Genomic DNA, 22,434 nt, shown 5'->3' with positions numbered 1-22,434 from the left:
AAATAAAAGACCATGAGAATAGGCCAGATAGAAATTGATTTGGATGATTTACAGTATCATTTAACTACAGATGAATTAGAAATAGTCCATTTATATTTAAATGGAAATAAAAATAAAGAAACGATAAGACAATTAATAGAAATTATATCAGAAAGTGAATTGACTCTTTTTACAGAAGAAGATTTTTCGGTATCTTATTTATATAATGGCTGCGAATATAACTCTGTATCAGAAATGCAGTTGCAGGAATTTATAAAGCATAAAGTAATAGATCCATCTAAGGAAGTATCACCAAGTTATTATTCGAACTTTCTTTATATGGATGGTAAATGTATAGATCCAATAACAAAAAAAGAATCTATTGATGCTGGATTCTATGCTTGTTTAATAGAATTCTCTCATCATAGCATGATGACTTATTATATTTTTAAATGGTCTCATCATGACAACTATGGCTTTGAAATAGAAGATTAGTCTTTAAAAACGAAACCCACAAGGTTTCGTTTTTGTTTATTCGAGGTAGTATCTCACTAACTGTGTAAGTTAAAAAGTTATTCTGGAAAATTTTGAGCCCTTATAGCTCAAAAAATTTTACGGAAATAACTTTTTATTATTTTTAACCATTACATAGTTATGATGGACAAAGAAGAATTATTAAACAACAAGGATTTTTACAAGTCCTTTAAAAATGGAGAAGACTTAACTTCTTTCTTCAAAGAAATGCACAAGCGAGCTATAGAGCATATGCTTGATGCAGAATTGGACTCTCATTTGGATAATGATAAACATCAGAAATCTGCCACTGGAAATTACCGTAACGGTCACGGGACTAAAAAGATAAAATCCTCATTTGGCGAATCTGAAATTAAAGTTCCCAGAGATAGAGGAGGTAGTTTTGAACCAGCATTGGTTCCAAAGAGACATAATATTATCGATGGTTTGGAGAATATTATCATATCATTTTATGCTAAGGGAATGAGTGTAAGTGATATTGAAGAACAAATTAAAGAAATGTATGATTTTGATGTTTCTACCTCTACCATCTCACGAATCACCAATGCGGTTGCCAGTGAAGTTGTTAGCTGGCAGAACCGCCCGCTTGAAGATTTGTATCTCATTGTCTGGATGGATGGGATTGTTTTCAAGGTAAGGGAAAATTCCAAAGTCATTAATAAAACCGTTTATCTGGCTGTTGGATTAAACCGTGACGGGAGAAAGGAGGTCTTGGGAATGTGGCTTGGAAAAAATGAAAGTTCAGCCTTCTGGATGAGTGTTCTCACGGATTTAAAAGCCCGTGGTGTGGAGGATATTCTCATCACTGCTACCGATAACTTAAACGGATTTACCCAAACAATCCGTTCCGTCTTTCCTGAATCTCAAACCCAAATTTGCGTTGTCCATCAAATAAGAAATGCCTGCAAATATGTGGTCTGGAGGGACAGAAAAGAATTTTCTGCCGATATGAAGCATATTTACACCGCTCCAACAAAACAAGCGGCTCAAGCAGCTCTCAATGATTTTGCAGATAAATGGGAAAGCAAATATTCTTATGCTATACAATCCTGGCGAAACAATTGGGATGAACTCACTGTATTTTTTGAATTTCCTCTCGAGATACGAAAAATCATTTACACCACAAATTTAATTGAAAATCTCAACGGCAAAATCAGAAAATACACCAAAAATAAAATGTCTTTTCCTACTGATGATGCTGTAATGAAATCAGTTTATTTGGCATTAAAAGAAGCTACTAAAAAATGGACAATGCCTATACAGAATTGGGGTATTGTCCTCAACCAATTTATGCTTATTTTTGAGAAAAGGCTCAGATTATAAAATCTAAGCCCTGACTTTTTAACTTACACACTTTACGGGATAGTGTCTTATTCGATTAAAGTATTAATATATATTCCCCTGCTACCGCACGAATCCTTTCGTGCGGTTTTATTTTCAATCATTTATCTACAAGTTTTTATCTTTATAAAAGAATAATCAATACTTTTGAATACATCAAATAACCAAAGTTAACAACTCATTAAAATATTGAATATGAAAAAAACACTCTTCTTTTGTTCCCTTCTCTTCAGTCTTTCTTTAGGTGCTCAAACTATAGAATCCGGAAGCCACAGTACCACAGGGTATATCAAAAATGACGGAACCATAGAAAACAGCAGTCATTCCACCGTGGGATACATTAAAAATGATGGGACTATTGAAAATAAAAGCCGCAGTACTATTGGTTACATCAAAAGTGACGGAACTATTGAAAATAAGAGCCGTTCTACGGTAGGGTATGTAAAAAAAGATGGTACTGTAGAAAACAGCAGTCATTCCACTATTGGTTATATCAAAGATGATGGAACGGTAGAAAGCAGCAGCCATAGCACTATCGGGTATGCAAAAGGAATCAAAAAAGAGTGGGCTGCGGTAGTATATTTCTTCTTTAAGCTGGATTAATCATCAACTCTGCGAAAAGAAATTAACGTTAAGTATAGAAGCTAAAAAGGCTCGGATTATAAGATCCGGGCCTTTTTTATTCCTGAAAAGCAGAGGGTACTGCAACTACAGAATAGCGGGGCCAAAAAACTTTCACAGGAACAAAAAAAGTATGAATTTTGGGCAATGAAATGTAAGAAGTCATCATCCTGCTTCTTACAATTAAACGGTGCTGCAACTACAGCGTAACGAGACTAAAACCCCTTTTCCAGGGATAGAAAAAGGATGAGTTCAGAACTTTAAAACATAACATAAATTATCATTGAAACCAAAGTGTAATGATGCCCAGAAGCATAAATTATAAAGAAGTATTATGGAGGAAAATAAACTAACAACCAGAGACCAGTTAAAAAACTATTTTGAAACAGGAAAATATCCCACACAAAGCCAATTTGAAGATCTGATAGATTCCTTAAGGCTTAGAGAAGATGTCCTTACCAAAAGAGAACTGGCCATTTTTGCCAATAGTTTGGCAGCTATTGATAACTCATACGTTAATTTTTCAACAAATAATGTCGGAAATCTAAAATTTTCAATCGTGGTAAGCACAAATGATGAACCGGATCAGGTGATCTCATCTGTTGATTTCAAAAGCTTTTTAGATAAACGTTATTTTGTAGGGAGTGCACCTTATACAATAAAAGTGAAAGAAATCTTTGAAGGTGATTTGAAAGAAACGGAATATTATAGTTTGGCTTATCAATTAGATCAGACCTACACTGTTTATAGACTGTTCGGGAATAATCTGAAGACAATTCCCGTTGGATTTGACTTTGGAGAGCTGGAAGGTATTGGGTTACCTATACAACTTTCGAAAGGAGGTTTTGGAAGAAAAATAAACATTTTAAACACCAGTGTTAAGTTCGTTAATAAAACCGAAGTGCCTATCCAGTATAGAATAGAAAGCGCGGGATGGAATGATCCATATAGATCTGAAGATACAGTTACGGATCATTATGACCTGGAAGATTCTTTGAGTTTCTATTATAGAGCAGACCTTACGAAAGCCAGTCAATCCATTAAATGTGAAATCTTTAATGCTGAAAATGACACCCTTTTGGCAACCGGTTATTTACCCGCAGGACAAAACCAGATTTCTTTGAATGGCGGCCAGGTTAATGGAGTCAGAAATATAAGAATCGAATGCAGCTATTCTGAAAATGTAAAATAGTGAAAGCTAAAAAAGATGAGTTTCGAACTCCAGACTGAGCATCCATAGAAATGAAAACCAAAGAACAATAAAATATAATGGAAGAAAATAAATTGACCCCAAGAGAAGAATTAAAAACCTATTTCAAAACCGGTGAATATCCCACCCAAAATCAATTTTCTGATTTGATAGATTCATACTGGCATAAAGATGAAGTGATGGATTTGAAAGCTATAAATGGCTTACAAGATTCTTTAGATAATAAATTGGATAAAGAAGTTGAAAAAACTCTTTTAAAAGCCGTAAATGATGCAGTAGCCAGTACAAAATCAATTGTCAAAGGAGAAGCATTTCCCAACAGTTCACCAACAATATGGATGCCGGGTGAACCGGACCTTTACGAAAAATGGGAAGCCAGGACAGTAGGTACTTATATCAATTTTAAAAATATTTCCGGTGTACCTATTGAAGTTACAACTGCAGATTTGGATGAACAATTAGTATTTCTGAATGTTAGTAATGGAGTAACGAAAAAAGACTTTGTGGCTGTTCCGGGAGTAAATGTAGCATTAGAATTTGACTCTGATAATAATATTGACGCTCAGGGAGGTAAACAAATCAATAGTTGGCTGGTCAATAAGGTAAAAGGAGGAGAATCTGATGAGGTAAGAAAATCAGTAGAAGAGGTAGGTGGCTTTTATAAAAACATTGGAGTTGAATTGGCAGGAACTTCTCCTGATGGAATACAAGCTGGCTTATACAATATTAAATCAAATACGACAGCAGTTTCAGATTCAAATAAATTTTTAACAAAAGCAAATATAAGACTTGCAGTAGCAGGTAATTTAAAGTTTTGTATCGGACGCTATGATGGTACAAAATTTATTATGCGTTGGGAAAGTGAAGAGAAATCAGGGGTTGCCGGTTGGAACAATTTTGATTTTACAAGCCAGAAAATTAAAATCAATACCGGAGAAATGGCTGCTGTTGTCTGTTTACCAACTACATCAGCTCAAATATTTTATGGAGATCCGGGTGCTGCAGGAAATAGATTTGTTCAATATAGCACTACTTCAGGAGGAGTACAGGCAGGTGTAGGAAGTTATTATGCTCTGTGGTTTGAGCTTTCGGATATTAATGAAACTACTCTGCAAAGTGAATCCGTTTTCAATCTTTCTAAATCAGTTAGTAAAATTGTAGAAGATTATTCTCAGAATGGCTATACAGGTGTTGAGGTTGGAAAAGGAGAATCTGGTGTTTCTGCAGATTCTGATGGTATAGAAGGATACGCAATTAATAAATTAGAGCTTGAAAATTCCCATATATTAGAAAAAATTGAAATCAGAACAGTTACTGCGGGGGATTATCAAATAGTAACCGGATTTTTGGACCAGGCCGGAAAGTTTATTGAAACAAATGTAATAAGGAAAACTTTAAATGCCGGGTTAAATGTTGTTACAATTGATCCGGTAATACTTGCGAAAGGAGAGTATGTGGGGTTAAAATTTCCTTCAAAATTTCCTGTGAATAATACACCTGCAATAGCAAATCTATGGGCTGCTGATAATTACACCGGAGTGCTGACGCAAGTATCAGGGAAATCACTTCCAATGAAGTTATACCTTAAAGAATATATTGAAAGCCCTATATCTACAAAATCAGATTTATCTTCTATCAATTCATCAATTGCAGGATTACAACAGAATTTTACTTTTAACGGGAAAAAAGTATCCTTATTATTTAATCCGGATGGCTCTGTGACATGGGATTATGTGGCGGGATATTCAAATATACTTCATTTAGGAAATTCAATCGCCAGGCATCCGGTTCTTTCTTATTGGTGGGGGAGCTGGGGAATGGCTGCATCTGAGAAGAGTAAAGATTATGTACATCGTTTTTTAGAAAAAATGAAGGTTTTTAAACCTGCTGCAACAACTGATGTGTTAAATATTGCCGGATGGGAAACTTCTCCTTCTACATGGGATAAATCTCAATTAGATACTTATTTGTCAGGAAAAGATTTGATTTGTGTAAGACTGGGTGAAAATGCAGTTTTTTCTGGAACATTTAAATCAGAGTATTCAGCATTGATTAATTATATAAAAATAAAAAATCCAACAGCTAAAATAATTATTGGAGGTGTATTCTGGGCAGATGTTAATAAAGACTCTGCAATGTCTCAGGTAGCCACAGAGAATAACTTAACCTTTGTTAAAATATCTCATCTTGATATTCCTGCAAACAGATCCTATATGGGAGCACAGGTTAAAGGTGACGATGGTCAGTGGCATACTGTTAATAATTCAGGTGTAGCAATTCATCCCGGTGATTTGGGAATGGAGGCTATTGCATCCGAAATGTTCAATGCTCTGGGGCTTTAAAGAAATAACACTTACTGCAACTACTGAATAGAGCGTTCAAAAAACTTTCCCGAAAAGAGAAAAAAGATGAACTTCGGTTTTGAAATCAGGTAACCCATCATCCGATTATTAAAACCAAGCGGTACTGCAGAATAGAGAAACTTTAAAATTTTAAAGGAATTAAAGAGGATGAATCCCAATTTTTAAAAACATAACAAAAATAATCATTGAGCCCAAAGGCAATTCAATTGTAAAGAATAATAAAATATAATGGAAGAAAATAAATTAACCCCAAGAGAAGAATTAAAAACCTATTTCGAAACAGGTAAACATCCAACGCAAGGCCAGTTTTCGGAATTGATAGATTCTTTAAGGCATAAAGAAGATGTCCTAAACAAAAAAGAAATGCTAATCTTTGCTAATAATCTGGCAACTATTGATAGTGCATTTATTTACTATTTTGCAAATAGTGTTGGAGATTTAGAAATCCAGGTTGCTGTAACTTCACCGGATGAAGAAGATCAGCTGATCACCCTAAGAGATTCTACAAAAGTAGGTGTAGTGAGACAATACTTATTTGGAAGCGCACCTTATACGGTTAAAATAAAAAAAATATCAGAAGGGAATTTAGGAGAAACCGAATACTATAGTTTTGGGTATCAGTTAAGTGAGAGCTATTATGTTCGTAGGTTATTCGGAAACAATCTGAATACTCTTCCTGATGGTTTTGATTTTGGAGAATTGAAGAATGGCAGACTACCCATTGAAATTACTAAAATGGATAATAATGCAAGAATCAATATTGTAAATACAAGTATTAAGTTTATAAACAGAACTGAAGTGCCTATCCAATATAGAGCATACTCACAATATTGGGGTAATGAACATGGAGATAAAGATACTATTACCGATCATTATGATGCATGGGACTTTTTGTACATTGCTTATAATGCCAATCTTCAAGCAATCACTCAGAACATACAGTGCGATTTGTATGATGCGGATACTAACACTCTTGTAGCCTCAGGATATTTGTATGCCGGGCAAAGTCAGGAAAATTGGTGGGGTGGCCAGGTCGATAAAGTCAGAAATGTTAGGATTGAGTGTAACTATGCTTTTAAATAATAATGAATGGTTTTAAAACAAAGTTACTGCAACTACAGTACAGATAGGGCAGAAAACTTTTATAAGAACAAAAAAGGGATTAATTTTGAACTGTACACAACAACATAGTAATTACTATTATGTAACACAACAAGCCGCATCCTATCCCTATAAAAGATCTTGAGATCATAAGTCGGCAGAGAAGTAATCCATTACATTCTCATTACTAAAAATACTACCTCAATCGGAGAGACTCTCATTGGCAGGACACCTTTTAGCACCTGAAGTCCCGGAATTTTCTGATGTATAAGCATTAGAATCTCCTCCTGGAAGCAGAATGGCTGATCTTCGGATCTCTTGTTCTCTTTCAAACGCAGATTGATTCTTTAAAAAGAAGGACTCCAATGAAGGAGCTACTTTCCAAAAACAGCTGCTGTGTTGGCTGTGGAGAGATACTCGAATGTGGGCAACTTTCCGGTTGAGGTTTCTTGAAATAACGACAAGATAAGTGTGAATGTATCCTAAAAATGAAAAGGATGCAGTACACCGGATCTTAAAAAAGATAAAAACCAATGGAGTCAGAACAATTACAAAAATTATTTACTCATTTAGAAAAGGTTATTACATGGCGTATCAACAATCCTTCAGAGGATTTTAATGTAGGAGCCCCTGAATTTAATACTAATAACCATGAGAATTTTCAATTAGGAGATTATATTTCAGGGAAAGAGCTTGCCCATCAGGAAGTTGTGATTCTTTTAATCGCTTTATTGCCACGATTAGATCCATCATTACTGAAACGCATTTATCTGGAGCATCCGGGGAGTGCGCTGTTTGACTTCTGTTCAACCAACGATAGCGGCAGGCTCTTTTACCCTACAATTCAGGCTGTTCAATACGTTTTGGGAGGGGATAGTATTTCAGAAAGATTAAAATCACTGGATTATTTCGGGCCGAATTCGGTTTTGAGCCAGGAAGAACTCATTGTTTTTTCAGGTTCAGCCCATGAACATGCATCAATGAACAGTCAGATCAATATTCATGAAGAAGCTTTTAATAAGATCATGTTTGGCCTGGAATTATTACCGAAAATGAGCAATGATTTTCCGGCAGAACAAATACTTACCCATCGATCATGGACGGATTTGATTCTTCCTCAAACGACGTTACAGGAGCTTAAAAGTATTGAAGCCTGGTACAATAGCAGCCAGATTCTGATGGAAGATTGGAATATGCAGACCAAACTTAAACCAGGGTTCAGAGTGTTGTTTCATGGAGAGCCGGGAACAGGAAAAACTCTTGCGGCCAGCCTTTTAGGGAAATACACCCAACGTCCTGTTTTCAGAGTGGATGTTTCTATGCTGGTCTCAAAGTACATCGGAGAAACAGAAAAACAATTAGCTAAACTGTTCAACAAAGCAGAAAATAAAAACTGGATTTTATTCTTTGATGAAGCAGATGCTATTTTCGGAAAACGAACCTCTGTAAAAGATGCCCATGACAAATATGCCAATCAGGAAGTTTCTTATTTGCTGCAACGCATAGAGACATTTTCAGGGCTTATTATTCTGGCCTCCAACTTTAAAAATAATATGGATAAAGCCTTTACGCGACGCTTTCATAGCTGCATACAATTCAATAATCCAAAGCATGAAGAGCGTCTGCGTATCTGGCAGCAAAATTTACCCGAACAATTACAACTTGAAGATATTGATCTGGAACAAATTGCTCAACGATATGAATTAACAGGTTCCAATATTATGAATATCATACAGGATGTAAGTTTAAAAACAATTGCATTAAAGGAATCTGGTTTCAAAGTAAGCTTAGACATGTTGCTGGATAGCATCAAAAAAGAATACGTAAAAGAAGATAAAATCTTTATGTAAGAATTTGAATACCATTTGGATTTCCTGGAATTGAAGAATTCAAGATAAGCCTTTTCAATTTTTAAAACTAAAACTCATGAAAACAAAAATTCTGTTATTGCTCATCTTGAGCAGTCTCATGTTGGGCTGCCGGAGTAAACACAAAATTACAACCACTTATAAAGAAAATACAACAAAGACAGAAGAAATAAAAGCTGATTCTTTAATCCTTCAAACCTCACAGTCCACTCAAAGTCTATCAGATGAGGTGTCAGTGAAGGAAGAGAAAAATGAAATATCCGGTGAGCTGTTGATTAAAGGAAAATCGGATGCATCTAATCCCTTTGTTTTCCATAATGTGGTGGGACGTGATACCCTTCAACGTATTTCCATCGTGGGAAATGCAGAATATTCTATCAGCAGCTATTATGCAAAGGCCAACCATGAAAAATCAGAGGTTAAAAAAGAAGAAACTAACCATGTTATCCAGGATTTAACCCAGAAAACAAGTTCAAAAGAAACGGTCAAAGAAGTAGCTTCAAAAGTCTCTGAAGAAACCAGGAAAATTCAAACAGATGGATTGGAGATCCTGGCCTGGATTTTCATTACGATTATTGGAATCACTTTAATACTCATCTTTTTCACCTACAAATATTTTAAGACATGAAAACATCACAAAAGGGAATCAATCTGATTGTATCATTTGAAGGTTTCAGTTCAAAGCCTTATCTGGATTCTGCAGGAATTCCGACAATAGGATATGGCAACACGTACTATCCGGGAGGAAAAAAAGTAACCATGAAAGATCCTGCCATCACTAAAGAAAAAGGAATAGAGCTATTTTCATCTGTTTTACCAACTTATGAAAAAATCGTCAACAGTAAAATTAAACTGAATCTTACTCAGAATCAATTTGATGCTCTTGTCTCACACACTTACAATACCGGAGGATCAGACGGACTATTTTCTTTGATTAATAAAAAAGCAGAAGAGCAGGCCATCAGAAATTGGTTTACCACGAAATATATTACGGCTGCCGGGAAAACATTAAACGGACTCATCCGCAGAAGAAAGGCTGAAGCTGATCTGTTCTTTTCTAAATAAACAATTTCCACCTAATACTGGGAACTTTAAACCATCTGTTATTCTTGGAAATATATCTCCAAAGTCAGGTGTAGACTACTTTGTTCCGGCTTCAAACTGCTCATACAGTTCAAATTTCAGAAAAAGATGTTATAGCATCATTGTAATATTTTGAGATCGCAAAAGTGGAATCAGCTTCATTGATTCTTTCTGAGTGAATGCCTAGTCGTATAGCTTCCTCTGCAAGTATATGGACTTTTTCGCTCCTTTAAAATGCCACGCCATAGAAATAATCTTCAAGCCTCTCCCAATTATCAATTTTATCAAAACTAATTATCAATTATCAAATGAGTACACCATTACATACAATTTTCAGTTGGTTTGAAACTGGAGATTTTCCAACAGAAACCCAGTTTAAAGACACGTTTTTATCTTTTTATCATAAAGATGACTTAATCCCTATGAAAGGTATTGAAGGATTTGAAGAAATCTTTCAATTATTTGCCAGTGCGGAAGCATTTCAACAACACTTACAAGACCCAAAGGCTCATTCGGAATATCTGGCTTTATTGAATGCCGGCAATCTGACCTCGGCTCATGTTGACAGCTGGAAAAGCAAACTTGGAATAAGCAATGTTGCTACAGTTGACAGTTCTGATCAATTGGGGAATGTGTACACTAAAATACAGGTAAATAGCTTTGTGGATGCATTGAAAGACGCTGATAAAGACTTAGCCCTGAAAATAGAAAATATTAGGAAGATACTATTGTCTAATGATCTGTCTTTAGATGAACTTCAGGAAATAGTAAACTTCATTAAAAAAAACCGTGATGATATTGAAGCTTTAAAAGCTCTTCCCATAGGAGAATCAAGTGAAGATAAAGTAAAGCTGTTATTGGACTACGATTGGCTAAGCAGTCCGAAAAATCAACAGGAATTTAATAAGCAGATCTATGATAAGGTTTTGCTGATCTCACAGACAGCTGGAAGTGCAGTAGTGCAGATTACCGGAAGTGCAGTATTTCCCAATACCCTTGAAACGGAAAATGTGATCATTCAGGCCCGGGACAGTGTTACCGGAAAAAAAATAAATATTGACGATTATGCAACCAACCAAACCATCGAGATCAAGATGTTAGGTGACCTTGCTAATCCGATTAACATTCTCATTTTAAAAGTTAAACCATAAAAAAATAAAAAACTATGAATAACAACGCAGTAATCAGTAATAACGCAAATCAGGATAATTTTTTCGGGGAACTGCAACGTACCCGTTTTCAACAATTTACTTCATTTCCCAGTACGGATAATGTTCCTGCAGGTTGGGTAATTGATTATAATGGTCAGTTGCATCAATGGAACGGAACCGAATGGATTAATTTGGCCGAAAATTATGTACATCCGGATTATCCGCTGACTAATAATCCATTTCAGACCAATCAGACAAGCGGGCTTCTGTTGCTAAGTCAGATACTGACCAATAGTTCAGGGCATGTTATTAAAGTAGCAGGTCGAAATCTTACCAATGCAGATATTGTTTCTATTGTTGTGAATGATGCGATTCAGTCAGGAACCTTTACATGGTCATCCTATAAGATTAAAACTTATGTTGAAAACTTCATAGGGCAAAGCCTTACAGGAGCACTGATCTATCAGCCGGGAGGTTATATTCCTTCTACTGTTGAAGGTTCAATGACGATGCCATCACCTGCTACAGCAGCGGTAATTAAAACAGGAATGGTATGGGTAATTACAGCCAATGGATGGGTGGGCAATGAGCCTGTATCTGTGGGTGACCATCTTATTGCCAATACCGATGATGCTTACAATATCCCTAAAAATTATCAGATTATAGAAAAAGGTATTCCTGATATTGTAGATGCTACAGATTCGGTAAAAGGACTGATCCAAATCGCTACAGATGTTGAAGCTATTGAAGGAGTCAATATTACTAAAGCAATGACTCCAAAATCTACGAAAGCTGTTTTGGATGCAAAAATTAAATCCCAAACATGGCACATCGGAGATGGATCGTCCGTTGCTTTCGCCATCACCCATGGCTGGAATACCCTGAATGTTGATTATATCTGTTATCGTAATACTGATAATAGAAAAATAAATGTAAGCTGTACGGTTATATCAGAAAATGACGTACAAATAGATGTTTTGGCACCGCTTACCCCGAATGAATATAGAATTACTTTAACTGCTAGATTAGACTAATGATTGCTCCTGAATATTTTAACAATCATATCGCTGTAGAAGGCGAGATAATTGTGAAAAGTGTTCCAAACGATGCAGGTTCTGTAATGGTTTGGAATTCTGTAACGAAAAAAATTAGCACACGAACCCATGCGGAAATAGTTTCTGATTTAAATTTAGTAACAACCAATACGTACCAGGATATACCGGTAAGAAAATCCTTCTCAGGAGCTACCGGTAATGCTTATAATGCAGTTGCTTTAGAAGTAAGAGGTAATGGGGTGTCTGATACAATTTACCCTGCAATTTCTTTTCATCAGCCTGGCCTTTATGCTGGTACACTGCAGTATAGGCCAAATGGGTATCACTTTATGAATATCAATGGCAATGCTTTTGATTACGTGAGAGCGGCCGGGTATTATAAAGACGGGTCAGATAATGAAAAATTCCTGACGGGAGGTGGTGGAGATTATGATTCCCGAAGAAAAGAAGACTCCTGGTATCATTCCGGAAGAAACTTCCCACAGGGTACATTAATTGAAACTGATGTAGATTATTCTGTAGACTATGGAGATCAGTTTCTCTTAGAGATTAAAGGTAATATGTATGGCACTGATCAGCCTTTAGACTGTAAGATCCAGGGATATATCTATAACGGTACTATTATTTCTCATAGCGGCTATTCTACATTATATTACTGGAATGGAATTACTGCCTTAAACTTAAATGGTAAACTTTGTTTTTGGTTTGCTCAATTATCTTACTGGCAGGGGTTTGATGTAAAAGTAACGGTTGGATATGGAGGTTTAGACCAGGGAAATAACAGAGTTACTTCAGTGTCGGATCATCCGGATCCGGGAGGCACAAAAAGGGTTCAGATAAACCTTAAACATTTACTTACTAAAGAAGATTTAGTTGCTTCTAATACATTTTGGGAGAAGAAAAATACAGGTGGCTATTGGGCATTAGATTCAGATAGACCTATTGCCGGACTCAATGGAAATAGTGCACAGGTAATGTTATCAGGTGGTTTATTGGCTTCTTCTTCTTATACCGACTCTCAGTTTATTCCTCCTTACGGAATCCATTCAAGAGGTTTTGTACAAACAGATGAAGGTTTTCAAAACAGGTTTTACAAAGTAGATGAAAGAAATAGAATCTGGTCATTTGCTAATGCAGATACTTACGGACTTTCTTATTATCAGGGAAGTGCCAATAGCCTGAATGAAGGTATTGGTTTCCATTTTGGAGATCCGGATCATCCTACCCATTTTCTGGGAAGATCAGGTCAGATTTATTCTAGCGTAGGTATTTATTCTAATTCATTTACTACAGGTAATAAACAGGTTTTAAATTATAGTGGCCCGTCTACATTATATGTAGGAAACCCTACGATTAATACTATTATAGAATCTAATGGCAATGACATAATACATTATAAAAATGGAGTAAATGGAGTGGTCTGGGATGCTCATAATTTAGATCCGTCAGCTTTTGTTAATACATCAACTTTAAATAATTATGTTCCCTATACTGGTGCAGCACAGGATGTGAATCTTGGAACAAAGGATTTAGAATTTGAAGATGGAGGATCTATTAATAAAAGCCAAAATAAAGTAAGAATATTTAATAAAGTTTACCAGGGCTATTATGACGTGGGAGGACATACGGGTATTTTAGCGATTAAAATGCCACAAGCTTCACCAGAGCATGCAATGTTTAGTATTGATATCAATATTTATGGATATGAAAGTCAGTACTTGGGTAAAGTAAATGTCGCTTTCTATAAATATGTATCAGGAACTCTGGTTACTAATGGTTCAAAAGCGATATGGGAAGTAACGGATAATTTTCCTACCACTACTGCAAGGATTGGGATTGGAACTGATGGATATGTCAGTATTTTATTAGGAGAATCAGAGACTTTTTGGAATGGGTATTTCTCATTTGAAGTGGCTAGAGTGGAAGTTAAATACGGAAACTATTATCAGGATTGGAATCTGGGATGGTCTCATGCATTAGAACCTAACCTTGACGTATATCCTACCCATATCATTACTTTACCTTCTGATGTAGTCGCTACAAGAAGTTGGTTAACTAATTTTGCAGACAGCAGCTATATCCCAAAAGCAGTTCAGTTTAATGATAACTTCAATAGTCTTGGAGGGTATTCCAGTTCCGGAGTTTACAGAGCAAATAATAATGCAGGAGGAGTACAGCATTTATATAGTCCTATGCTGCACATGGGTGCTCAGGATACCACAGCACAGTTGCAGATAAAATATAATGATAATAATGCAGATGCAGGAGAATTAGTCTATAGAAGTGGGCATAATGGCAATTGGACACTATGGAGAAAAGCCTGGGATAATGTAAATTTCAAACCGAGCGATTACCAGACGAGAAATACGGATGAAATTATATCGGCAGCAAAATCCTATTATAACAGAATACCTTTCAAACTAAAAAATAGTTCCTATAAATCCTGGTCAATTCAGAAACCTACCAATAACAATTTAATATTGGCACCTTCTGTTACCAATAATGCAGAAGATTGGGACTTAAATAATGGTATAACATTCACTGATGCCGGTCAGGTTTCATCAAAAGGTTTCAATAAAGTTGGGTATAATGATAACTATATCTTAACAGCAGGTGGTGGCCAGAGATTAGCCTCAGATTTTGTATCATCTTCAGACTTAGGGAACTATCTCAGAAAAGATGGCGGTACTATGACAGGTGCTTTTAATATAGAAACTCCGGCTATGTTAGGTAGATGGAAAAGTACTGCACAAACAGGAAATTATCTGACCTGGCAAAAATACGATGGATCTAAAGATATAGCTTATATTGGAGCTGATGGAGATTCTGCCATAGGCGGTGGAGCAGGAGATAGTTTTGCAATGAGAGCTGTCAATGGTGGCGATTTATTATTAAGTTCAGATAGCGGTGTTGTTAAAATTCAAGGGGGTATTCCCTGGACTACTAATAACTTTAATCCCGGAGAATACCTGGCGAAAAGAGGGAACCATCAGGATGCAACTGCAGTAAAAACTGATTACCCTTTAAGCGTTACAGATTGGGCGACAGGTAACGGATTCCCGTCTACTTATGGTAACTCTTTACACATAGCAGGAAATAATACATGGTATCATAGAATAGATTTTCCTTTATTCAGTAATCATTTAGAATATTGGCAGGCTGTTAATACAACAACCATGACGAAAAAAGGGAATATTCCTTTATTGTCAGATGGAGAATCGCTTTGGACGAATAACAATTTTAATCCTGATGCTAAAGTTAATTCTGCGGAAAATGCTCAAACATTAGGATTCTCAAGTGGTTTGTCAGCAGGTGCACCTTACATCTATCATAGAACAGATGGTTATGTATTTCTGGCTACTCAATCTTGGGTGTCATCTAATTTTACGAGCCAGACTCTGTCAATTCAACCTGAAGAGGAAGGTGGTCAATGGATAAATCTTACTAATTCAAACGGAGTCTTTGCTACAAATTACTTTGTTACTTCAAGAGATGGTTCAAGAAACCCGGATACAGTTGTTGCACCTAATGGTAATAGTCGTAGAGTTAGATTTGATTTTATTCAGGCCGGACATGTTGGAGGAACTGGAAATTATGCAGGTGTAATGACTTATGCTCCTTGGGATGGTACCTCTGCATCCACTGGGGATTCTTCATACCAATTAGCTTTTGCCAACCAAACTGAGATCAATGGAGCAGGAATACCTATGCTTAAAATAAGAAAGGGAATTGATGATAAATGGTCCAGTAAGTGGTTTAAATTGTGGAGTGACGCAGATTTCTCCCAAGGTAATATCAATAGCTGGAATTATATGTCTAGTAACGGTGTTATTATAAACCAGCAATTTACCAGTCATACAGGTAATGGATTAATGGTTGCTGATGAATATAATGGCGGAGAATCTGGTATATATAATGAACAGGATGGGTTCTATTTAACTGTTTTGGAAGGTGAGTATTATAAATATTCAAGTAAATATAACAGTTGGGAAGGGATTAATTTCCATAGAAAGAGCCATAACATTGGTATAGGTACAGGTGCTAATGATGCCGATAAAGTAACTGTTTCAGGCTCAGTAAAGGCTACTGAAAACTTTAAATCAAAAGATGAAAAGCCTAATACTTTATTTATTCCGGACGGAAGTCTTTCCTATCTTGATGATGAGATTATCAATGAAGACTCTAGAATGAGATTGTCTCATGGCATGATTGAACAGCAGCCAGGAGTTCAATATTATGATTCTGATAATAGAATGCTGGTCATCAGATGTGTTCATGGTGAACAATTTACATTAGGAAAATGTTTCCGGGGTCAGAGAATACTCGTATTAAATGCCAGTGATAGCCATGCACAAGGATTTGACATAAAAAGTGCAGCTTATTCATACAAAATACCACCGTATAGCTCTATCCAATTATTTGCATGGGATGAAAAGACCGTATATAAATATGCAGAAAATAAGATGTATTAAAACTTAAAAATTCCAAAATAAGGAATATATAATTCATATAAAATGGCGTCACTTGTTGTAAAGTGGCGCCATTTGGCTTTTTGTGAAGGAAAAGCTACAATGAATACTGTTACTCGGTATATCCACCATTATCATAATGTATAGGAAATAAAAAGAATGACATCATAGAGTGAAATCTTCAAATGTCTGTATTGTGACGAAGACGAACATATCTTCAAACACTTCTATGGATGATCTGGTTCGGTTGGGGTAAATTAAGCAGGAATTAAGTAACTTATTTTGACCAAATAATTTACTTTAAATATGAATTTTATTATAATTTAAATCTAAAATTATATTGATTGTCTAAATCTTTATTGAAAAGACTAAGAATTGGTTATATATTTTCTTTCATCTTGTAATTATATGAAAAATGAGAGACTTTGTTGTTTCTGAAGTCTGTTTTTGTGAAATGAATTTGAAGCTTAGTTGTAATAAAAAAAAATATTTTATTATTTGCTTCTTAAAAAATGTTAAATTAGTCGCGTTTTAATAAAAACTAATTAATAACTCAAAAAGCGACAATAAGGGAATGAAGAAACTCTCTCTCAGTGCATTTACTATATGCACTGTCCTGAGCATTTATGCCCAGGAAGTGGTATGGCAGAAAGACATCAAATCCTCTACTCAGGATTTTCTTAGCCAGGTTACTACAACAATCGATCAGCAATATCTTATCACGGGAAGCAGTATTCAGGCCAAAAGCCAATCGCTAGCAGCCGGTAGACAAAAGCAGAATAATGGTTATGATTTCCATCTGGTAAAATTGAACCAGTTAGGAGAAGAAGTCTGGGAGAAATACTTTTCAGGATCCAATCATGATTATTTATCAGCTACAGTCACAACACAGGATGGTGGATTTCTTTTGGCCGGAACGTCCTATTCAGGTAAAGGTTTGGATAAAAAAGATGATTCCAAAGGAGGTTCGGATATCTGGTTGATCAGAATCAACGAATTCGGAGATGAACTATGGCAAAAGACTTTGGGAAGTTCATCAGATGAAGAAGCAAGAGCAGTTATCCAGACTACTGATTTAGGGTTCTTTGTGGCCGGAAATGTACAAAACACTGCAAAAGGATATGGTTCTAAAGATGTTTGGATCACGATACTTGATAAAAACGGAAAAGAACTCTCCCAATTAATTTTAGGTGGAAAAAGCTTAGATGAAGTAGAGAAAATGATTCCAACGAGAGATGGAGGAGCATTGCTTGGAATTTATTCAAGGAGTCCCGAGTTCCGAGATGCGGGTTCTATACCAAACGTTCAAAACCCGATCCCCGTATCCCGAAACTCAAAACAAACTGAAAATTTTGGTGAGGGTGACTACTGGATTGTCAAGTTGGATAAGAACGGAAAAGTAGAATGGGAAAAGAGTTTTGGAGGAAAAGGAGATGATCATTTGAGAACCCTTGCTTTAACTTCCACAGGTTTTGTCATTGGCGGAGAATCCAGATCAGAAAGATCAGGAAATAAAACTGTTGGACTAGATGAAGGATCAGATCTTTGGCTGATTGCTTTAAATGAAAGAGGAGATGAGCAGTGGCAGAAATCCTATAATTTTGGGAATCGTGATATTCTGATGGGAATGAGTGTTCTGCATTCAGCAGATGATAAATCTTCCAAAGGAATCTTATTAGGAGGTTACACCCAGGCAGAAGGAAGAGCAGAAACGGATGACGAGACCTTCTGGATGCTGTATCTGGATCACAATGGAAATGAACAGTGGAGAAAACATATAACCGGAGAATCCAGACAAAAAGCGGAAAGACTTTCTGATCTGAAATTAAATAGAGACGGTTCCATTATTCTGGCAGGAACCAGTGCAGAAGAACTTGGAAAAGAGAACTGGAAGATTGTGAAGCTAGGCGATAAGCAGGTTGATCAGCTGATTGAAAAATACGATATCAAGATCTATCCGAATCCAGTCTCAGATTATGCTTATGTAGAAATCGGCTTTGATTTTAGAGAGGCTGATATTCTGTTGTATGACATGAGCGGAAGACAACTTCAAAACCTTAAGACGAAAAACAAAGTAACCAAGATCAATACTCAGGCACTGATTCAGGGAGCCTATCTGGTGACGATAAAAACTGATACCAATAAAACGGCGAATGCAAAGCTGATCAAAAAATAAAACCTAATTATTTTCATGAAGAAAACTACAATAGCTATAATTTTATTATTAGCTACATTAAATAATGCTTCAGGGCAAACTACAGTCAACCAGTATGACCCAAGTGTGAAAAATGTTCCTACATCTCCTGAAGTGGCATTATTAGGCAGGTTTGGAGATATTCCTGTAGGTCATTATACTGGAACAGCAGAAGTTTCAATACCTCTTTATACTCTTAAAATAGATAATATTGAAATTCCATTAGCTGTAAGTTATCATACCTCAGGTATTAAAGTTGCTGATGAAGCTACATGGGTAGGCCTGGGATGGAATTTTTTGCCTGAAGGAACTATTATACAGGAGATTAGAGGTAGCGAAGACTTTGTAACAGGAGGAGATGGTTTTGCCAGCACATTGGGCTATAGTATTTTTAAAAATAACTTTCCCACTGTTCAATCGGAAAGTCCAATGTATAGACTTCAATATGGTGCCAATGATTATAATGTAGGTCTTCTTTCTGGAGGAGCTCAGCCAGCAACAGATGATTCTTATGATATTATAACCAGTTTAAAGAGTAAAAAGGGACAGCCGGATATTTTTTCATACAATTTTTATGGATATTCCGGAAGGTTTTTTTACAACCCGGAGAACAACAATGAAATCTTATTTTTAGAAAATAATGATGATGTAAAATTCTCCAGGAATACTGAAGGTTGGATAGCGACTACCAACAAAGGAGACAAATTTTATTTTTATGCTGTTGAAACATCGAAAACTGATCAGACCAGTACCATTGATTTGTCATATACTTTTAAAGTTAGCAGAATTGAACTTGTAAGTGGTAAAGTTGTTACATTCAAATATCAGGATGAGAGTACCTATCAGCAGTATCCTACACAAGTTGTTCATCTAACAAATTTTACAATGAGTCCTGCTTTAAGCAGCAGCTCGAATGCTGTAATTAATGAAAAAAAAACATTGATAGGTATAGAAACAGAGGATACTAAAATACAATTTAATTTGGATAACAGGGAAGATATTCGACCCCATTTTACTGCGACCCCAATTAAGAAATTAAGTTCTGTTGATATTCTGTCAAAATACAGTAATAAGAAAATTAAAAGTTTTGTATTTAATCAAAATTATTTTCCAATTAATTCCATTAATAATACGTTGGAAGAAGGGTATAAGAATAAAAGGTTAAAATTAAATTCTATTCAAGAGGTGAACTATGATCAAATGGGTAATTCTGTCCCGACATCTATTCCTCCATATACTTTTGAATATGATACTACCAATATAATGCCTGATAAGATGAAAAGTTCAGATTTTTACGGATATAGTAATGGTGTGGGAAGTGATAATCTTCTTCCTGATTTATCGTATTTTGATTATTTCAAAACAGCTCCTTATAAAAACTATGGATTAACACCCAGTTCTTATTTGGGGAGCATGAGATATACAAATGTGAACTCTGTGGCAACAAATATACTTAAGAAAATATTTTACCCCACGGGTGGACGTACTGAGTTCGAGTATGAATCCAATACATTTACCAATCAGTTTATACCAACTGCTACTCAATTGCAAAATGGTAATAAAGGTCAAACTGTTAATCATCGAGGAGCAGAGCCAAATGGGGCTATTTTTGTTAAAGGTTCTTCCTTCAAACTTCCCAATAAAACAATAAAGTTTTATAATACCATATATGACGGCTATATGGGGCCAAATTATCCGGAAGTTCATTATGGTGACTGGAATGAGATGACAAAATGTAAAATACAATTTCGTAAAAAAAAGATGGTTAATGGACAACAGGTTGAGACAGTTATAAAAGAATGGAAGGTGGATGTTCCGGGAAGTGTTTTTGAACAAACACATCAGCTCACCTGGAGTGAGGAAATAACAGTACTTGATGATACAGATCCAACTACCGAATATTATGTATATGTTGAGAATGGTATCAATTACCGAAGTACAGATGGAACCCATAGAGCGATTGTATCAAGTAGTATCTCATATTTTGATAATACAGATATTGATACTTCTATATCTTATGGAAGCGGTTTAAGGATAAAATCATTAAAGAATTATGAAAATAGTAAATTATTATCCCATAAAGAATATACTTATAATGGTGGAAAATTAATTTATGCATTTAGTCCTATAAATCTTATAAGCGGTGCAACATCTAAATCTCTGCCTTCAGGAACTACTGGGGGATGTCCGAGTGAGTCTATTTCAATTTTTAATGATATTTCAATCAACTCCAGTGATTTTGGATTAGGTGGAAATAAATCTTTTGGTTATAGTGAGGTTATAGAGAAAGATATCAATGTTATTGACGGAACACCTAAAGGTTATACGAAATACTATTTTACCAACATACAAGGAACTTACTTAAAAGGTATGCCGAAAGTAGATGTTCCTTCCAATGGAGAGAACACATTGATTGAAGTTTTTGATCAGAATCTAAATAAACTCTCTTCAAAAATAAATAACTATGATAATTTACCCAATACCTATGGTGTATACCCGTCATTTGGGATTGTTAAAACATCGACAGGACTTTATGACCCAAGTAATAATTTTTATCCTTATCAGTTTAACTCAGGTTGTCCTGTAATTGGATTATCCTATACTGGCGACACTTATCAAAATCCTTTGCCAGTCACTAAATATAAGTTTTTAGTGAGCCCTCTTATTACAGGTAAAAGAAGACTTAAATCTACTATTGAAACTACATTTTTAGGAACCTCGGCTTTAGTAACAAAAACAGAATTAACGTACAATGCTTCTGGAAATCTGGATACAAGTAAGCTAACAACCTCTGACAGCCAAATTATCTATACAGATTATGATTATGCCAATGATTGGGGAAACAACCGTCTGATTAATAAGAACATGACTGGTATTCCATTATCTACAAAGGTTACTTCGGATAATAAAACTCTAAGCTTTACACAAACCAAATATGATAGTCAGGACAACTATCTTCCGACTTCTGCTCAGTCGTATGATATCAAAGCTGGCAGCTGGGATACTGAAGTTAAATACGATAAGTATGATGATAAAGGGAATCTCCTGCAGTATACTACAAAAAGTGGGATTCCGGTTTCTTTAGTTTGGGGATATAATAAGTTATATCCTATTGCTAAAGTAGAAGGTATTACCTATGAACAGCTTGAAGGAAGTGCTCCGGCTCAACTTGCAGATATTTTTACAGCTTCTGAAAAAGACGCTAATCCTACATTTTATAATCTGCAGCCAGAGGAGGCGGAAAATCAGCTCGTTACTAAATTAGATGTTTTCCGTACTTATTTCAGATTATTAAACTATAATATTACTACTTACACTTATGATCCACTGGTTGGGGTAAGAAGCATTACTCCGCCATCAGGTATCCGAGAACGCTATATTTATGATACAGCCGGCAGACTTGAAAAAGTCATTGATATGGATGGGAAAGTGTTAAAAGAAATGAAATACAACTATAAAAACTAA

14 protein-coding genes are annotated in these 22,434 nt (G+C 35.7%); all 14 read left to right on the top strand.

What is annotated here, in order from left to right; translation table 11 throughout:
* The first annotated feature begins 12 nt into the window (after positions 1–12).
* Positions 13–474, top strand: a complete 462-nt coding sequence (locus ACKTTZ_RS24250) for a hypothetical protein (RefSeq protein WP_034699517.1) — start codon at positions 13–15, stop codon at positions 472–474.
* Between the two features lie 159 nt (positions 475–633).
* A complete protein-coding gene (locus ACKTTZ_RS24245) occupies positions 634–1,836 on the top strand; it encodes an IS256 family transposase (protein WP_407846215.1) in 1,203 nt (400 codons plus the stop codon).
* 213 nt (positions 1,837–2,049) lie between these two features.
* Positions 2,050–2,457 carry a 5-fold beta-flower protein gene (locus ACKTTZ_RS24240; protein ID WP_253316733.1) on the top strand — a complete coding sequence of 136 codons (408 nt, stop codon included), beginning with the start codon at positions 2,050–2,052 and terminating at the stop codon, positions 2,455–2,457.
* A gap of 352 nt (positions 2,458–2,809) precedes the next feature.
* Entirely contained in the window at positions 2,810–3,667 is an 858-nt protein-coding gene (locus tag ACKTTZ_RS24235) for a hypothetical protein (protein ID WP_407846820.1), read from the top strand.
* A gap of 77 nt (positions 3,668–3,744) precedes the next feature.
* Positions 3,745–6,027: an SGNH/GDSL hydrolase family protein gene (locus ACKTTZ_RS24230; protein WP_407846819.1), complete on the top strand. Its 2,283-nt coding sequence runs from the start codon at positions 3,745–3,747 to the stop codon at positions 6,025–6,027.
* 249 nt (positions 6,028–6,276) lie between these two features.
* Positions 6,277–7,131 (top strand): hypothetical protein, encoded by an 855-nt coding sequence (locus tag ACKTTZ_RS24225; protein WP_407846818.1) that lies wholly within the window; start codon positions 6,277–6,279, stop codon positions 7,129–7,131.
* Positions 7,132–7,682: 551 nt separating this feature from the next.
* Positions 7,683–8,999 (top strand): ATP-binding protein, encoded by a 1,317-nt coding sequence (locus tag ACKTTZ_RS24220; protein WP_407846817.1) that lies wholly within the window; start codon positions 7,683–7,685, stop codon positions 8,997–8,999.
* A 76-nt stretch (positions 9,000–9,075) separates the two neighbouring features.
* Positions 9,076–9,645: a hypothetical protein gene (locus ACKTTZ_RS24215; protein WP_034699530.1), complete on the top strand. Its 570-nt coding sequence runs from the start codon at positions 9,076–9,078 to the stop codon at positions 9,643–9,645.
* The gene (locus ACKTTZ_RS24210; RefSeq protein WP_034699532.1) at positions 9,642–10,082 is read left to right on the top strand and encodes a lysozyme; all 441 of its coding nucleotides are present in this window, start codon (positions 9,642–9,644) and stop codon (positions 10,080–10,082) included. Before ACKTTZ_RS24215 ends, ACKTTZ_RS24210 begins: the two co-directional genes overlap by 4 nt.
* Before the next feature lie 326 nt (positions 10,083–10,408).
* Positions 10,409–11,251, top strand: a complete 843-nt coding sequence (locus ACKTTZ_RS24205) for a hypothetical protein (RefSeq protein WP_407846816.1) — start codon at positions 10,409–10,411, stop codon at positions 11,249–11,251.
* Between the two features lie 14 nt (positions 11,252–11,265).
* On the top strand, positions 11,266–12,285 hold the full coding sequence (locus tag ACKTTZ_RS24200) for a hypothetical protein (RefSeq protein WP_407846815.1): 1,020 nt from the start codon (positions 11,266–11,268) through the stop codon (positions 12,283–12,285).
* Positions 12,285–16,778 carry a hypothetical protein gene (locus ACKTTZ_RS24195; protein ID WP_407846814.1) on the top strand — a complete coding sequence of 1,498 codons (4,494 nt, stop codon included), beginning with the start codon at positions 12,285–12,287 and terminating at the stop codon, positions 16,776–16,778. The genes ACKTTZ_RS24200 and ACKTTZ_RS24195 overlap by 1 nt, the downstream gene beginning before the upstream one ends.
* Before the next feature lie 571 nt (positions 16,779–17,349).
* On the top strand, positions 17,350–18,951 hold the full coding sequence (locus ACKTTZ_RS24190) for a T9SS type A sorting domain-containing protein (protein WP_253316728.1): 1,602 nt from the start codon (positions 17,350–17,352) through the stop codon (positions 18,949–18,951).
* A 15-nt stretch (positions 18,952–18,966) separates the two neighbouring features.
* Positions 18,967–22,434, top strand: a complete 3,468-nt coding sequence (locus tag ACKTTZ_RS24185; protein WP_253316727.1) for a hypothetical protein — start codon at positions 18,967–18,969, stop codon at positions 22,432–22,434.

This window comes from Chryseobacterium sp. KCF3-3 (assembly GCF_045865955.1).
GTDB lineage: Bacteria > Bacteroidota > Bacteroidia > Flavobacteriales > Weeksellaceae > Chryseobacterium.
This window is presented reverse-complemented; position numbering and strand designations above follow the sequence as displayed.

Coding starts and splice junctions, on each gene's coding strand:
- ACKTTZ_RS24250 (WP_034699517.1), top strand. CDS start 13: ATGAGAATAGGCCAGATAGAAATTGATTTGGATGATTTACAGTATCAT.
- ACKTTZ_RS24245 (WP_407846215.1), top strand. CDS start 634: ATGATGGACAAAGAAGAATTATTAAACAACAAGGATTTTTACAAGTCC.
- ACKTTZ_RS24240 (WP_253316733.1), top strand. CDS start 2,050: ATGAAAAAAACACTCTTCTTTTGTTCCCTTCTCTTCAGTCTTTCTTTA.
- ACKTTZ_RS24235 (WP_407846820.1), top strand. CDS start 2,810: ATGGAGGAAAATAAACTAACAACCAGAGACCAGTTAAAAAACTATTTT.
- ACKTTZ_RS24230 (WP_407846819.1), top strand. CDS start 3,745: ATGGAAGAAAATAAATTGACCCCAAGAGAAGAATTAAAAACCTATTTC.
- ACKTTZ_RS24225 (WP_407846818.1), top strand. CDS start 6,277: ATGGAAGAAAATAAATTAACCCCAAGAGAAGAATTAAAAACCTATTTC.
- ACKTTZ_RS24220 (WP_407846817.1), top strand. CDS start 7,683: ATGGAGTCAGAACAATTACAAAAATTATTTACTCATTTAGAAAAGGTT.
- ACKTTZ_RS24215 (WP_034699530.1), top strand. CDS start 9,076: ATGAAAACAAAAATTCTGTTATTGCTCATCTTGAGCAGTCTCATGTTG.
- ACKTTZ_RS24210 (WP_034699532.1), top strand. CDS start 9,642: ATGAAAACATCACAAAAGGGAATCAATCTGATTGTATCATTTGAAGGT.
- ACKTTZ_RS24205 (WP_407846816.1), top strand. CDS start 10,409: ATGAGTACACCATTACATACAATTTTCAGTTGGTTTGAAACTGGAGAT.
- ACKTTZ_RS24200 (WP_407846815.1), top strand. CDS start 11,266: ATGAATAACAACGCAGTAATCAGTAATAACGCAAATCAGGATAATTTT.
- ACKTTZ_RS24195 (WP_407846814.1), top strand. CDS start 12,285: ATGATTGCTCCTGAATATTTTAACAATCATATCGCTGTAGAAGGCGAG.
- ACKTTZ_RS24190 (WP_253316728.1), top strand. CDS start 17,350: ATGAAGAAACTCTCTCTCAGTGCATTTACTATATGCACTGTCCTGAGC.
- ACKTTZ_RS24185 (WP_253316727.1), top strand. CDS start 18,967: ATGAAGAAAACTACAATAGCTATAATTTTATTATTAGCTACATTAAAT.